The organism is Helicobacter anseris (genome assembly GCF_003364335.1).
Taxonomy (GTDB): domain Bacteria; phylum Campylobacterota; class Campylobacteria; order Campylobacterales; family Helicobacteraceae; genus Helicobacter_H; species Helicobacter_H anseris.
In genome coordinates this window covers 1-14,180 of the sequence record NZ_NXLX01000029.1, presented here as the reverse complement: position 1 = coordinate 14,180, position 14,180 = coordinate 1, and the positions used below count along the sequence as shown (strand labels likewise).

17 protein-coding genes and 1 tRNA gene are annotated in these 14,180 nt (G+C 32.8%); 3 read left to right on the top strand and 15 right to left on the bottom strand.

The features are described 5' to 3' along the window. From CQA57_RS07830 to CQA57_RS07760, 15 genes are all read right to left on the bottom strand, one after another. The coding region (locus CQA57_RS07830) for a hypothetical protein (RefSeq protein WP_147288372.1) at positions 1 to 1,062 on the bottom strand (1,062 nt) is incomplete at its 3' end. Between the two features lie 433 nt (positions 1,063 to 1,495). Further along, entirely contained in the window at positions 1,496 to 2,440 is a 945-nt protein-coding gene (locus CQA57_RS07825) for a thiamine pyrophosphate-dependent enzyme (protein WP_115579681.1), read from the bottom strand. Positions 2,441 to 2,450: 10 nt separating this feature from the next. After that, positions 2,451 to 3,671: a 2-oxoacid:ferredoxin oxidoreductase subunit alpha gene (locus tag CQA57_RS07820; protein WP_115579680.1), complete on the bottom strand. Its 1,221-nt coding sequence runs from the start codon at positions 3,669 to 3,671 to the stop codon at positions 2,451 to 2,453. A 10-nt stretch (positions 3,672 to 3,681) separates the two neighbouring features. Further along, positions 3,682 to 4,071, bottom strand: a complete 390-nt coding sequence (locus CQA57_RS07815; protein WP_115579679.1) for a 4Fe-4S dicluster-binding protein — start codon at positions 4,069 to 4,071, stop codon at positions 3,682 to 3,684. Between the two features lie 10 nt (positions 4,072 to 4,081). Then, positions 4,082 to 4,642 carry a pyruvate flavodoxin oxidoreductase subunit gamma gene (locus tag CQA57_RS07810; RefSeq protein WP_115579678.1) on the bottom strand — a complete coding sequence of 187 codons (561 nt, stop codon included), beginning with the start codon at positions 4,640 to 4,642 and terminating at the stop codon, positions 4,082 to 4,084. A 165-nt stretch (positions 4,643 to 4,807) separates the two neighbouring features. Then, on the bottom strand, positions 4,808 to 5,443 hold the full coding sequence (locus CQA57_RS07805; protein WP_115579677.1) for an HAD family hydrolase: 636 nt from the start codon (positions 5,441 to 5,443) through the stop codon (positions 4,808 to 4,810). Continuing rightward, entirely contained in the window at positions 5,433 to 6,773 is a 1,341-nt protein-coding gene (locus CQA57_RS07800) for an MATE family efflux transporter (RefSeq protein WP_115579676.1), read from the bottom strand. The genes CQA57_RS07805 and CQA57_RS07800 overlap by 11 nt, the downstream gene beginning before the upstream one ends. A 44-nt stretch (positions 6,774 to 6,817) precedes the next feature. Next, entirely contained in the window at positions 6,818 to 7,207 is a 390-nt protein-coding gene (rpsI, locus tag CQA57_RS07795; protein ID WP_115579675.1) for a 30S ribosomal protein S9, read from the bottom strand. A gap of 9 nt (positions 7,208 to 7,216) precedes the next feature. Beyond that, the gene (gene rplM, locus CQA57_RS07790) at positions 7,217 to 7,642 is read right to left on the bottom strand and encodes a 50S ribosomal protein L13 (RefSeq protein WP_170126862.1); all 426 of its coding nucleotides are present in this window, start codon (positions 7,640 to 7,642) and stop codon (positions 7,217 to 7,219) included. Between the two features lie 78 nt (positions 7,643 to 7,720). Next, positions 7,721 to 8,452 (bottom strand): tRNA pseudouridine(38-40) synthase TruA, encoded by a 732-nt coding sequence (truA, locus tag CQA57_RS07785; RefSeq protein WP_115579674.1) that lies wholly within the window; start codon positions 8,450 to 8,452, stop codon positions 7,721 to 7,723. Continuing rightward, a complete protein-coding gene (locus CQA57_RS07780; protein WP_115579673.1) occupies positions 8,453 to 9,469 on the bottom strand; it encodes an LptF/LptG family permease in 1,017 nt (338 codons plus the stop codon). It abuts the gene before it with no gap. Beyond that, complete coding sequence (locus tag CQA57_RS07775) at positions 9,462 to 10,082, bottom strand: prepilin peptidase (protein WP_115579672.1); 621 nt, start codon at positions 10,080 to 10,082, stop codon at positions 9,462 to 9,464. Before CQA57_RS07775 ends, CQA57_RS07780 begins: the two co-directional genes overlap by 8 nt. Next, on the bottom strand, positions 10,079 to 10,714 hold the full coding sequence (locus tag CQA57_RS07770) for a protein-L-isoaspartate(D-aspartate) O-methyltransferase (RefSeq protein ID WP_115579671.1): 636 nt from the start codon (positions 10,712 to 10,714) through the stop codon (positions 10,079 to 10,081). Before CQA57_RS07770 ends, CQA57_RS07775 begins: the two co-directional genes overlap by 4 nt. Beyond that, positions 10,711 to 11,436, bottom strand: coding sequence for a carbon-nitrogen hydrolase family protein (locus CQA57_RS07765; protein ID WP_115579670.1), 726 nt, complete (start codon positions 11,434 to 11,436; stop codon positions 10,711 to 10,713). The genes CQA57_RS07770 and CQA57_RS07765 overlap by 4 nt, the downstream gene beginning before the upstream one ends. Continuing rightward, entirely contained in the window at positions 11,426 to 12,460 is a 1,035-nt protein-coding gene (locus tag CQA57_RS07760) for a ribonucleotide-diphosphate reductase subunit beta (protein ID WP_115579669.1), read from the bottom strand. The genes CQA57_RS07765 and CQA57_RS07760 overlap by 11 nt, the downstream gene beginning before the upstream one ends. Positions 12,461 to 12,608: 148 nt before the next feature. Between CQA57_RS07760 and CQA57_RS07755 the strand changes: the two genes are divergently transcribed. From CQA57_RS07755 to CQA57_RS07745, 3 genes are all read left to right on the top strand, one after another. Further along, positions 12,609 to 12,693 (top strand) — tRNA-Leu (locus CQA57_RS07755). Positions 12,694 to 12,779: 86 nt separating this feature from the next. Next, on the top strand, positions 12,780 to 14,042 hold the full coding sequence (locus CQA57_RS07750; RefSeq protein ID WP_115579668.1) for an O-antigen ligase family protein: 1,263 nt from the start codon (positions 12,780 to 12,782) through the stop codon (positions 14,040 to 14,042). A gap of 12 nt (positions 14,043 to 14,054) precedes the next feature. Beyond that, the coding region (locus tag CQA57_RS07745; RefSeq protein WP_211305571.1) for a glycosyltransferase family 2 protein at positions 14,055 to 14,180 on the top strand (126 nt) is incomplete at its 3' end.

The following is a 14,180-nucleotide window of genomic DNA, read 5'->3' as shown; positions in this document are numbered from 1 at the left end:
CATACCAAAAACTAGATTACTTCTAATAGTTCCTTTATTTGCAAAATAGATTTTTATATTTGCAACAGAACTTGTAGAAATAGCACCATCAATGAGACCATTATTGTAGAAGTTAAGGGTTAGGTTGGCATCAGAATCTTTCCCTGCACTTCCTTTATACCCAGCTACATAAATATCACCTCTAATGGCATTGGTGATTAGGGTTTTGCCACTAGATACAGTTGTTTCACTAGTAACTTTATTTCCACTAATATCACCAACCACTACACCATCTTTATCAAGTAAAGTAGTCTTATCAGTATCACTCACTGTTTCTACTTTTCCACTTTCACCAAAATTGATAGTTACCTGGGAAGATTGTTGAGTATCGGTAGCAGATGTAATTTCCAAAGTTATTGCCTTACCTTTTGCATTATCACTATCCCATTTAGTTGTATAATGATTCTTATCTATAGCAATAAGATTTCCACCACCTTTAAAAGTCACGTTATTAAGAACTTTTCCTGCACTAGCCGAGTTTCTTAGCCAACCTACCATATTTGCACCATTTTCAAATTTTATGGTATTTTGATTGTTATTTGTTTTATATATATACATCAATCCATAAAAAGCAACATTATTATATTGTTGATTTTTTATAGTTTCGGTTCCAATACCACCATTGAAGGTTGCAGTTAATCTAGCACTTGGATTTTGTAATCTCAAAAAATGAAAATTACCCTGTGTCATAGCTGTAGCATTATCTTCAAATTTTAGATAAGAATTTATTAAATTGAGAGTCACGTATTTTTGATTTACATCTATGGCATTAGTTGTAGAACTTGCAGTTACATTAATCGTCACGCCTTTTGCAGTGAGAGTGTAATTACTTCCTAAATTAAGTTGGCTATTTGTAAAATTTAGTGTATTACTACCACTACCCACTGTAAAAGTCCCGTGAGATGTGTAAGCACAAGGACTACTAGCACTTTGACATTGATCTGTCCCATTTCCATTAGTAACATTGGTGCCATTATAATAATTATTACTATCAGCACTTGCAATATTTGCACTTAAAAACAAAGCTAGAGAACTAGCAACTAAAGGTTTGAAGAATTTTTTTGAATTGTTTGAATCTTTTGTAGAGAAAGAAGCATTTAAAGAATTATTATACCCCCCCCCCTCATTACATTAAATTTTTGTTCCATAACAAAAACTCCTTTTTTAAGATTTTATTTTTTACTTTAAAAGTATTTAAGCTCTTTATTTTTAAAGTAAGTCGAAATTATATATTAAAAAATTGCTTTTTTTGAATTTTTTTTAAAACTTATTTACTAAAGTTAATGAAATACAAAGAATATAGAGAAAAAAATTTAAAAAGTGAGGGGGAGGGGGTATAAAAAACTTGAAATAGTGTATATTTGGGTATTTGTGATACTTGGAAATTTAGTAAAATTTAAAAATTTTATAGTTTTTTTTTGAGGGTTTCCTCCTTAGAAAATAAGGAGGAAAAAGATCAGATACCTGCCTCTTCTCTTCTTTGAAGCATTTCCCATTTTTTATCAACATCTTTTTGGAATTGCTCGATAATATGTTCATTTTCTGGCTTAAAAAGATGTTTAAATCTCCCTTGAACTCCAAGATAATCACGAACAGGAATAATATTTTTTGGGCGATAAGTGATATGTAACTCGTGTCCATTGATGATTTCATAGAGTGGGAACACTAAAGAATCTACAGCTAAATCCATCATCTCCACAGTGTTATTGCAATCAAATCTCCACTCTGTGGTGCAAGCACTTAGAGCATTGATAAATGTAGGCCCTTCTGTATCAAGAGCGGTTTTGATTTTTTTGTTCATATCTTTCCACTTATTTGGTGCCACTTGAGCTACATAAGGAGATCCATGTGCTGCCATAATAGCTAGCAAATCCTTTTTCTTTTCTTTTTTACCATAGCTCACTTTTCCTGCAGGAGTTGTGGAAGTGGAAGAGCCAATAGGTGTGGAACCACTTCTTTGACCACCTGTATTTGCATATACTTCATTATCAAAGCAAATGTAAGTGAGGTCATGTCCTCTTTCAAAACAACCACTTATCCATTGAAAACCAATATCATAGGTAGAACCATCGCCACCAAAAGCCACAAATTTTGGCTTCTCTCCAGTATATCTACCTTTTTTGCTTAATGCCTTATACATTGCCTCTGCACCAGCTGCTGCTGTTGAACTATTTTCAAATCCAATATGTATCCAAGGCACATCCCAAGAAGTATAAGGATAAACAGCAGTAGAAACCTCAATACAACCTGTAGAGTTTCCTATCACAATATGACCATCTACTGCATTAAGCACTTCTCTAATAATCATTCCGTGTGCACAACCTGGGCAAAGGAGATTTGCTCCTTCAAATTTTTCTGCTGATTTTGAAAACTGTTTTAGATTTTTGATTTCTTTTGTCATCTGATGCTCCTTAATTAAAAGCCATTTTTTTGCCACGAAGTCCTACAAACTGCTGAGTAGCGTGTGTAAGTTTTCCAGCTTTTGCATTAGCCGCAAGCTCTTGATAAATCTCGCCTAAAATTTCTTGTGTCATATCTCTTCCACCCAAACCATAAATATAATTTGATAGGATTGGTTTTACAGAAGAGTATTGCAATACTGCAACCCCCACTTCATTAAATAGCATTCCCATAGCACCAGCAGGAAGACTTCTATCAAGCATTGCTATAGCCTTGCAATTTTTAAGTGCTTGTGCTACTTGCTCATAAGGGAAAGGTCTAAGGCTGCGAACTGAAACTACCCCTGCTTTAATCCCCGCTTCTCTTGCTTTTTTTGCTGCAATTCTTGCAGATTCTACAGTTGTTCCAAGTGCTACGATTGCAACTTCTGCATCATCCATATCATACTTTTCTACAAGAGAATATTTGCGACCTGTAAGCTTTTCAAATTCTACAAATACTTCTTCAATTACCTTTGCTGATTCCATAATATCATGATGCAATTGTGCTTTATGTTCAAAATGCCAATCTTCTTCTGTTTGCGCACCATAAGTCACAGGTTTTGAGAAATCAAGAAGGGCATTTTTAGCCTTATACTCTCCAACAAACTTATAAGCATCCTCATCACTTAAAGGTTGCACATTTTGCGCAGTATGAGAACAAATAAAGCCATCTTGATTTACAATTACTGGGATTCTTACTCTCATATCCTCTGCAATTTTAAAAGCCATAAGATTAAAATCGTATGCTTCTTGAGGATTATAAGCACAAAGACTAATCCAACCACAATCACGACTTAAATACATATCAGAATGGTCACCATTTACATTCAATGGAGCAGCTAGGGCGCGATTTACTAAATTTAGCACGATTGGAACTCTCATTCCAGAAGCTTGATACATTACCTCTACCATCAATGCAAAACCTTGAGAACTTGTCGCGGTAGCCACCCTACCTCCAGCAGCAGCAGCACCTACACAAGCACTCATAGCAGCATGCTCTGATTCTACCATCACAAATTCACCATCAATATAGCCATCACTCAAAAATTTTCCATAATTTTGAACAATTGGAGTTGAAGGAGTAATAGGATAAGCTGCTACAACATCAATTTGAGCTTGTCTTAGTGCGTGGCTTGCAGCCATATTTCCATCCCAAACCTCAGTTTTTAATAATTCATATTTCAATGCCATAGCTTTCTCCTTATTTACTTTCTTTTTGAGGCCATTGTTTTAAAGCCTGTTCATTACTTTCATTTTCATCAAACATCAATAACGATTTTGGATTTGTTGGGCAGACAGCAACACAAACACCACAACCCTTACAATGCGTATAATCAACACCACTCATTGTTTCATCTTTTGCCAAAATAGAAGCATCTGGACAATACACCCAACAAAAAAAGCAGTTAATACAATGATCGTGATTATGCACAGGCTTTTGTACTCTCCAATGCGCCACACTAGCCTTTCTTGAACTATTCTCAGTATATTCTCTATTTTCTCGTGCTTTTTCTTGTGCCTTGATTCCATCTTCAGTTTTTTCAAATGGGAAAAGGACAGACCCTATCTCAAATTCATTCCAACCTTTCATCTTATACTCCTTATTTCACTTCGTTATAAGCTCTAGTGATTGCTTCGCGATTTGCATCAATAATTTTTTGTGGCAATTTTTTACCCAATAACTTAATGAATGCATCAAGAAAATAATCAAGCTCAAGCATTCCTGATACTTTCATCAAAGCACCTAACATAGGAGCATTTGGTATAGGCTTGCCAATAGTTTCTAAAGAAATTTTAATACAATCAAGCACATAAAGTTGCTTTCCTTTTAACTCTGGCTTTTTTTCAATAAGCTCTTCTTTGCTCAAATGTGTCGTGATAATATACTTCGTATCTTCTTTTTCATTTGCACAAATATCTGTAATAAAAGTCAAACCAGGATCGATTACCAAAATATAATCTGGTCGCATAAACTTTTCGTGATTTAATATTGGAGAATCATCTACCCTATTATATGCAGTCATTGCCGCACCTCTTTTTGCAGAGCCATAGAAAGCAAAAGCTTGAACCTGCTTTCCAGTTCCAGCTACAACATCTGCCAATCCCTTTGCACCAGTAACTGCTCCTTGACCAGCTCTTGAGTGCCATCTGATTTCTAACATCATCTTCTCCTTTGTTAAAAATGATTAAAATCCTAAAAAAAATCTAGGGTTTTATACTTGCGGATTCTATCAAACTTTATCAAATAAAAATGTTATATAAGTTAAAAAAAATTTTACTTGTGAAAAAAAGAAGCATTAGAAAAACATTTATATCTTTTTACCAGGCTAAAAAGCCTTAATTGCCAAAACTGCTTCTAAAGTATTATCAAAAACCTTAGCTCCACTTAACAATAAGTTCTCCCTACTCTCATAACCACTACTCACAGCAATGGGCCTAATATTTGCACTCTTTGCAGATTGAATATCTAAAAGAGTATCTCCTATCATAAAAAATTGTGCGTCGTTATCAAAATATTGCATTGCTTTTAATATTGGCTCTGGATGCGGTTTGGGATATTTCACATCTTCTCTACCTATCACCACATCAAAAAGTTTTAACACTCCAAAAAAATCTAGTAGTTCCTTAGAATACACACCTGTTTTTGTTGTAACAACTCCAAGTTTTGCAAAATTAAAAGCCTCGTGTAATGATTGTATGGCAAATGGCAACATTACTGTCTTTTGTGTGCAAATTTTTCTATAATAATTTTTATAATCTTGCACCAACACTTCAATATTATCTGCGATTCCAAGAAAGCCAAACATATCTTCAAGCGGATATCCAATCTTATCTTTTATCTCTTGAATACTAGGCAATGGTAATCCTCTATTTTTAAAAACAAATAAAAAACTTTCACAAATTGCATCTGTAGAATCAATCAAGGTTCCATCTAAATCAAAAAGTAAAACTTTATTTTTCAATATTTTTTCTCCTCTGATAAAGTAAAATACCCATAACAATAAACAAGGCGCCAAATTGAGAAAGAGGATAGCTTATCCAAATTCCTATCTGTCCAAAAAAACGACTTAGGGTAGGTAGTAAAAAAACCAACAAACCTATGGTATAAAAAAATGTAGCTATGAGCGATGATAAGGTCTTTTGCAAAGATTGCAGATAGATTGCAACTAGCATATTGATTCCTAAAAATATATAACCAAAATAATAAATTCGCATTGCAGTAAAAACATCAAAAACAAAACTCTTATCAATTATCTGATCTTGTTTCAAAAATAAATATATAAGCCTATCACCAAATAAATATGCAAGCATATACATAGAAATGCCTATAATAATCACAACAAACAAAGAAAAATTTAATATCTTTTTTGTGCGTTCATATAATCTTGCACCATAGCTAAAGCTTGCAATGGGTTGCATCCCCTGTGCCACAGCAAATAAAGCAGTAAAAAATACAATCCCACAATACATTAAAATACTATAAATTGCTACTCCCCTCTCTCCAGAAATATGCATCAAAGTTGTATTAAATAAAAACATAATGAGTGCTGCGGATAATTCGGCAAAAGATTGCGGGATTCCCGTTTTTGCGGAAATAAAAACTTTTTTTATTGAAAAAGCCTTGATAAAAAACAAATCACCTTTTTTTAATAAAAAATGCTGAAATAGCATCAAAAACCCAATGAAATGTGCAAAAATTGTAGCTAAAGCACTTCCAACCACACCCCATTCAAAAATAAAAATAAAAAAATAATTTAAAATAATATTACTAATAGCACTTACAATCATTGAAATCGTGGCTAATAATGGCTTTTTATCATTGATGACAAAAATATCACTTAAAGGATGCAAGGTGATAAATACCATTCCTAAAAATGTCACGCTCAAATACTCTACTACATAATCCTTAAGCCTTGCACTAGCCCCTAAAAATAAAGCAATATCTTCTACAAAATAAAAGCACAACGCTCCACAAACAATACTAATAAGTGTTGCAAAATAAAAAACTGAGCTAAAAACTACCCTTGCTCTATAAGGTTTTGATCTTCCAAGATAGAAAGAAACCAAAGCAGCTCCACCAAAACTCAATAATAACTCAAAAGCAATAATGATGGGAAAAACAGGCCAAGCAATACCAATAGCAGCTAATGCATCACTGCCTAATTTTCTCCCAACAAAGATTCCATCAATAGTAGAATATGTCGATAATGCCAACATTGTAAATAATGAGGGGATAAAATAAGAAAAAAATAATGTAGGTATCGGGGTATTTTTTAAATCAATTTTTTGCATAAAAATCCATAAAATCCCAATCCAATAAGGATTGGAATAAAAGATTATCTCTTTGAGAACTGAGGGCTTCTTCTTGCCTTTCTCTTTCCATATTTTTTACGCTCAACTACTCTTGCATCTCTAGTTAATAAACCTTTTGGCTTCAAAATAGCACGAAAAGCAATATCATATGCATTAAGAGCTTTTGAAATTCCGTGTCTTAAAGCCTCTGCTTGTGCAGAGTATCCGCCACCAAAAGTAGTAGCGACAATATCGACAGATTTATCTTGATTTGTCAAAACAAGAGGTTGCATTACTTTCATTTTGATAGCTTCATGCCCACCAAGCCAAGTATCAAGATCCTTGCCATTTATTACTAGCTTTCCACTACCATTACTTAACCAAACCTTAGCAATTGCTGTCTTTCTTTTACCTGTTGCATAAACTTTTGCCATTTTGCTTCCTTACTTACTTTTTGATACTTGTGCTGTATGTGGATGCTCTGCACCTCTATACACTTTAAGTTTTTTAATCATTACTCTGCCTAATTTTGTCTTTGGCAACATACCTCTAACTGCTAAATGATAGAGTTTTTCTGGACTCTTTTCTAACATTTCTTTTAATGTTTTGCTTTTTGTGCTTCCAAAATACCCAGAGTGCGTAAAGTATTCTTTATCTTCAAGTTTCATACCAGAAAACTTCACTTGTGTAGCATTTACAATTACTACAAAATCACCACAATCAACATTTGGTGTATAACAAGGCTTATGCTTACCTCTTAATAATACAGCAACCTCTGTTATAAGACGACCAAAAGTCTTATCCTTTGCATCAAGAACAACCCAATTTCTGGTTATTTCATTCGCCTTAGCGGTTTTTGTTATTTCCATAATCAGACCTTTATATTTTAAATCAAAACTGCAATTATAAGAATCAAAAGCTTAAATATAGCTGAATTTAAGTAAAGTTTAATAAAAAATTTTAGTTAAATAAAGACCATTTGGACTAGAAGGAATCCAATAAATCCTCTTTTTTGCCAAAAGTTGCAATCTCATATCCTCCAAACTAAACTCACCTCTACTAAAAGCCAATATAGCACCCATCATCATTCTAATCTGTGCATACAAAAAGCCATTGGCTTGAAAACAAGCAACTAAATATTCTTCTTGAAAAATGCAATGTTCATATAAATACGCCTTATAAATCTCTCGGACACTTGTTTTTGCATCAGAACCACTTTTGCTAAAAAGAGCAAAATCATGCTTACCTATAAACATTCTCATTGCTTCTTTTATCTTTTCTTTATCTCCATACTGCTCATAAGAAACATAAGAATGCAAATAGATATTCTTTTTGCTGCTTCCAAAGATATAGCGATATTCTCTTCTTTTTGCATCAAATCTTGGATGAAAATTTTCTGCAACCTCCCAAATTCTTTTAAACAAAACCATAGGATAGGTTTTAAGATTTAACAAATAAAGTAATCTATCAAGATTCCAAAAATTTGGAATCTCAAATTTTATAATTTGTCCAGTAGCATGCACTCCCTTATCTGTCCTTCCAGCACCAATCACTTTGGTTTTTATGCCTAATTTTTGCATCACATCTTCCAAAAACCCTATCACGCTTAAATATTCTTGTTGTTTTGCAAAACCATAAAATTTGCTTCCATCATAAGCAATCTTGGCTGCAACAAACATTTAATAAACTTCTAGAATCTTTTTTCTGTAAAAATAATAAGAAAAACACAAAAATGCAATAGGCATTAAAAAAATTCCTAAAAACGGAGTATTCTCACTTAAAATATGCACCAAACCAAAATACACCACAATACTTGCTAATACATAAACATAAGAAAGATTCTTTTGGAATCTTGGATTAGCAATACCAAATAGAGGTATCAAAAATAAACTTGCCAGTGGAAATAAAGAAGTAAGGATTGCTTGCGCAAATCTTCTTGCTTGGGATTTTTTGCCATTAAATGCACTCTCCCAATAATCCCACAAATCATAGGAACTTAAATTGATTTTTTTTAACTCACTTTGAATTGCCATTTCTTTAAAATTGATTTTTTTTATCTCCTGGTCCTTTGCAAAATATGCATCTCCATTTTCCAAACTCATTTTGAAAACCCCCTCTAAATTTTCAACTTTCCCCTTTTGTGCTACAACAAAACTCTCTTGCCCCAAATCCACCCCAGAAAACAATACAAGCCCTTCATAATTATTGCCATCTGCCCCATCAATATAAACTAGCCAATCTCCAAGCTTTTGCCCAAATTCCCCAGGTCTTACATTAACATCAATTTTAGTTCTTTTTTCTGCAATAAAATCAGAATAGGCACTTTTAGAAAGCGGAATCAAAGCCAAAGAGAAAGCAAGCAATACAAAAGTAATCAAAAAACTAATTGGAATAAAAAATCTTAATATTTTTTTTGGGGACACTCCAAGAGAAAAAAATACCAAAAGCTCATAATCATAGGCCAATCTTGATAGTCCTAACACACAAGAGGCAAAAAAAGTCATAGGTATGATAAAAAATATCGTCCCTGGTAAAAGATACAAAAATACAATCATCAAATCCACAAAATTCATTTTTACAACAAGTGTAATACCAGCGATACTGATAAGCAATACAACAGATGCTATAAAAAACAATACAAGAAAAAAGGGGAAAAATATTTGTGCGATGGAATTAAAAAGATATCTTTTAAACATTAAAAACCCCTAACAAAAACTCCAAAAACACACCTCCAACAAGCAAAGTAATCAGGGGTAAATTATCTTTTTTTCTCCTACAAAAAGCAATCAAAACCCCTATGACACTTCCTAAAAACAAAATATTTAATCCTTGCAAAAAGCCAAAAACTAACCCCAAAGCAAATATAAAAACTATATCGCCATCTCCTAAAACTTCTTTATTTAAAATAACTCGCATACTTACTTGCAAAAAACTTAAAAAACCAACCAAAGCAAGAGATTGGTATAAAAACCCCCATACTTCTTGCAAATCAACAAAAAAACAAAGTTTTAAAATTGCAATACCAACTAATAAAAAATTTAACCAAACAGGGACGGCTAAATACTTGACATCAAATATCGCTAAAAGCAATGCAAAATTTAAAAAAATACCCAACCATAATCCAAAAAGATTTTCATAAGAAAAAAATATCAAAAAGTCTATAAGACAAATTAGTAAAAATATCCATGGGATTTCATAATGTTTAAAAATCTTAAAATTACAATAAATAATTGGTATCAAGCTCCATAGGCTTGCTTTGATACCAAAATCAAAAATATAAAATTCATTATCTAGTGCAGAAAATATCAACGAGCTATTCCATCTAATACAGGAACAAAAGAACAACTCTCCAACACTTCACCATCATCAAGATATCCACCATTTTTCCTAAATCTTCTTATAACCTGCTTATTGCCATCTTCTATCATTGGAGCTACGAGTATTCCCCCTTCTTGAAGCTGCTCTTCTATTGCAGAGGGAATCTTCTTTACACATGCAGAAAACAAGATTCTATCATAAGGGGCATAGGCACTCCACCCCTTTTGCCCATCATCTAATTTTGTATTGATATTATAAACTCCACTTTTGCGGATTCTATCTTGTGCTTCTAGTAAAATTTTTTCAATTCTCTCAATACTAAAAACCCTTCTAAAAAGCTTTGAGAGAATCATAGCTTGATAACCACTCCCACAACCAATCTCCAAAACACTATCTGCACCAGATGGCATTAAAAAGTGTGTCATTTTTGCCACTGTCAATGGAGAGCTAATCCACTGATCTTCTTGAATTGGCAAAGCATTTAACGAATAGGCATGCATTCTTAAAGAACTAGATACAAACAATTCCCTATCCACACTTGCTATGGCATTTTGCAACGCTTCATCAATAGGAAAAATTTTTGCAATCTCCTTGCTCATTAAGGCACTTTTTAAAAACACTATTTACCCCTCACTTGAATATATTTTCTTACTCTTGATACTTCTTCCAAATTTACCTCAAGCTCAATTACTTCTTTTCTATCATTTTTAAAAACAAGTCCATAAGGAGAAATAATAGCGCTTCCTTTTGCCATCTGTAAATTTTTAGGATTACTTGTAATTACATAACTTTGATTTAAGATTGCCATTGCTCTTGATAGTGTCTCAAAATGCTCTTTCCTTGGTCCTCCCCATTGCGCACAAACAAAAACCATATCAGAATCTCTGACCAAATCCCACATTTGAGGGAAACGAAGCTCAAAGCAAATTAAAGCACTGCATTTGATTCCATCAATCATAAATGGCACACACTCCCCAATATCTCCTTGCTTAAAGTGCAAATGCTCATCGCCCAAAACAAAAAGTTTTGTTTTTGCTTGCTTGTGTATCACTTCATTATTATGAAAAACCTTTAGATTATTAAAAAACATCTGATTGTTTTTTTCAATCATAGTAATAATACAAGTCTTGTTTGTCGTTGCATCTAAAATTTTTTCTGTAGCAATCCTTGAAAACTCACTTGCTTCTTCCATCTTCTGATAAGCAAAACCTGTAAGCATAACTTCTGGTGCAAGGATAATAGAATCTTTTTGCGCTTGGTTAATCTGTTTGAGTAAAAACTCTAAATTAGCATTAAAATCCTGATGTATATGCGGTTGTAATGTATAAATTTTTTTAAAAATCATCAATCAAACTTCCTTTTGCATAATTTGTTACTTTGGCTTCAAAGAAGTTTGTCTTTTGATCATTAAAACTCGCATATTGCTCTACCCACTTAATTGGATGCTCTACATTATAGAGTTTTGACATTCCAACTTTTGATAATCTTGTATCAGCAAGATACTCAATATATTGGCGTATAACCTCTGTTGTAAGCCCCAAAATTTGCCCTTGAGTGATATATTCCCCCCAAGCAGATTCTATATCCACTGCTTTTCTAAACATTTCAATGACTTCTTCCTCCAAATCCTTAGTAAAGAGATCGGGTCTTTCTTTTTTAAGCGTCCTAATCATATTTTGAAAGATAATAAGATGCGTAACTTCATCTCTTTGTATAAAGCGTATCATTTGTGAAGAGCCAAGCATTTTTCCAGCACTAGCAAGTGCATAAAAGTAAGCAAAACCGCTATAAAAGTAAATCCCTTCTAAGATTTGGTTTGCAAACATCGCTTTGACTATATTGCTTTCTGTAGGATTCTTTGCAAGATTTAAATAAACATTGGCAATATAATCATTTTTGCTTTTTAGTTGCATATCCACACGCCACATATCATAAATTTCATCTGTATTTGCAGAAATTGTTTCCACCATAACTGCATAGCTTTGAGAATGCAGTGCTTCCTCATAAGCTTGACGCACCAAAATCAAATTGATTTCTGGGCTTGTGATAAAAGGATTTACATTATCAATCAGATTATTGGTTTGCAAACTATCCATAAAAATCAACTGCGCTAAAGCACGATCATAGCCAAGTTTTTCTTGTGGTGTCAATCCTCCGTTATAATCCCTCTTATCAACATTCATATTTACTTCTTCAGGAAACCATGTATTAGCCAACATTGTCTTCCATAAGTCATAAGCCCATTGGTATTTGATTTTATTAAGATCAAACATACTTGTAGGATCGCCTCCAAAGATTTTCCTATCATTCACGCTTTCTTTAGATTCTGGATTATAAATTTTCTTACGATTTACCAATGTCTCTTGCATCTTTTCTCCTTTTTTTATTCTTAAAAACCGAGACTAAATTTTATCCTAATAAATTCATGATTTTTTATTTTTTTAAATTTTTATGCTACAATCCTAAAGTCAAAAGACAGCAAAAAAACTTATTTTGTATAAATCTTCTTTCTCGCTCGCGGAAATGGCGAAACTGGCAGACGCACCAGACTTAGGATCTGGCGCCGCAAGGCATGGAGGTTCAAGTCCTCTTTTCCGCACCACTTGCTTTATCCACATTTTTTTGATACATTAACTTAAACAAATATATAAAAATCAACAACAAGCCAAGCTTCTTCAAGGAATCTAAATGATAAAACATATCACTTTTTCTTCTATATTTACGGTATTTTTGGGCATTGCTTTTCTTTTTTATGGCTTCAGGGTTTCAATGCATATTGCCTATATTTTAGCATTTATCGCACTGTGTGGATATATCACACTTTATTATAAAAATCTTTTAAAATACTCCTTATCAAAAGATATCAAATTACTCGCCTTAGCTTTTATTGTGTATTTTTGTATTTCTCTCCCCCCTTTATTTCTTAATCATGGCTGGCAAGACTCATGGCGTTTCCAAGATTCTTTTTCAAGATTTTTAATCTTTGCTAGCATGTTGGTGCTACTTTTTAAATTTGATATTCATATTAAAGAAAAAGTATTTTATTTTTGTATTTTTGCTGGAGGCATTGTCAATAGCTTATTAGGGCTTTACACAAGGATACTAGGAGCAGATAGAATCTGTTTATCTAATGGTATTTTTCAATTTGGATATTTCTCAAGCATTATTGCACTTATAGCTTTTAATCTATTTTTACATCACAAAAGCTCAAGACTTATCAAGATATTTTCTTTTATTACTTTTACTCTTTGTTCTATTGCTGTATTTTTAGGTATTTCAAGAGGCATTATTTTAGGATATTTTATGGGGTTATTTTTTAGCTTTTTAATCCACTTGGCACATCAAAACTTTTTCACCCTAGCCAAAAAAACTCTTTTATTATGCATTTGCACTTGTATTATTTTTATGAGTATTCCTGCATTTTATCAACCCCTATTAAATCGCACAGAGCAGATTCAAAGCGAAACAAAAAGTTTTGATGGCACACAGCAAAATACAAGCATAGGATATAGATTTAAAATCTGGGATAATGGGATTAGCATGTTTAAGCTCTCTCCTATTTTTGGTATGAATATAAAAACAAGAAAAGAATTAAAAGAAGAAATTACACAAAATAGCACTTTTAAAATTCCTATTGAAGGAGATGAGCATATAGGAGAAAGCCATAATGAAACTATCAACGCTCTTGCAAAAAATGGTATCATAGGATTGCTTGGGCTTTACTTTTTACTTTTTTGCGTTAGCAAAGTCTTTTTATCAAAACTAAGGAATCATCACTATCTCTATCCATCCTGCATGCTTAGTATCTTGATTTTATATATTACAGATGGCTGTTTTAATACACCACTAGATTCCAAAATAGAAGCACCCTTGTTTTGTATTTGTGTTATTGTGTTTTTAAAACTATTTGAACAAAAAAGTGCAATTGTAGATAAAATGAAGAAATACTAGATAAGGATTTTTATGCCATTTTTTTCCATCATCATCCCCATTTATAATGTTCAAGATTATCTTGCTAAATGTTTAGATTCTATTGTCAATCAAACATTTGGGGATATTGAAATTATTCTTATCAATGATGGAAGCACT

What these genes read in the sequence shown, in the direction of transcription:
- rpsI (WP_115579675.1), bottom strand. Translation starts at nt 7,207, where the DNA reads ATGGCAAAAGTTTATGCAACAGGTAAAAGAAAGACAGCAATTGCTAAG.
- CQA57_RS07825 (WP_115579681.1), bottom strand. Translation starts at nt 2,440, where the DNA reads ATGACAAAAGAAATCAAAAATCTAAAACAGTTTTCAAAATCAGCAGAA.
- CQA57_RS07765 (WP_115579670.1), bottom strand. Translation starts at nt 11,436, where the DNA reads ATGATTTTTAAAAAAATTTATACATTACAACCGCATATACATCAGGAT.
- CQA57_RS07760 (WP_115579669.1), bottom strand. Translation starts at nt 12,460, where the DNA reads ATGCAAGAGACATTGGTAAATCGTAAGAAAATTTATAATCCAGAATCT.
- CQA57_RS07815 (WP_115579679.1), bottom strand. Translation starts at nt 4,071, where the DNA reads ATGAAAGGTTGGAATGAATTTGAGATAGGGTCTGTCCTTTTCCCATTT.
- CQA57_RS07750 (WP_115579668.1), top strand. Translation starts at nt 12,780, where the DNA reads ATGATAAAACATATCACTTTTTCTTCTATATTTACGGTATTTTTGGGC.
- rplM (WP_170126862.1), bottom strand. Translation starts at nt 7,642, where the DNA reads ATGGAAATAACAAAAACCGCTAAGGCGAATGAAATAACCAGAAATTGG.
- CQA57_RS07810 (WP_115579678.1), bottom strand. Translation starts at nt 4,642, where the DNA reads ATGTTAGAAATCAGATGGCACTCAAGAGCTGGTCAAGGAGCAGTTACT.
- CQA57_RS07820 (WP_115579680.1), bottom strand. Translation starts at nt 3,671, where the DNA reads ATGGCATTGAAATATGAATTATTAAAAACTGAGGTTTGGGATGGAAAT.
- truA (WP_115579674.1), bottom strand. Translation starts at nt 8,452, where the DNA reads ATGTTTGTTGCAGCCAAGATTGCTTATGATGGAAGCAAATTTTATGGT.
- CQA57_RS07800 (WP_115579676.1), bottom strand. Translation starts at nt 6,773, where the DNA reads ATGCAAAAAATTGATTTAAAAAATACCCCGATACCTACATTATTTTTT.
- CQA57_RS07780 (WP_115579673.1), bottom strand. Translation starts at nt 9,469, where the DNA reads ATGTTTAAAAGATATCTTTTTAATTCCATCGCACAAATATTTTTCCCC.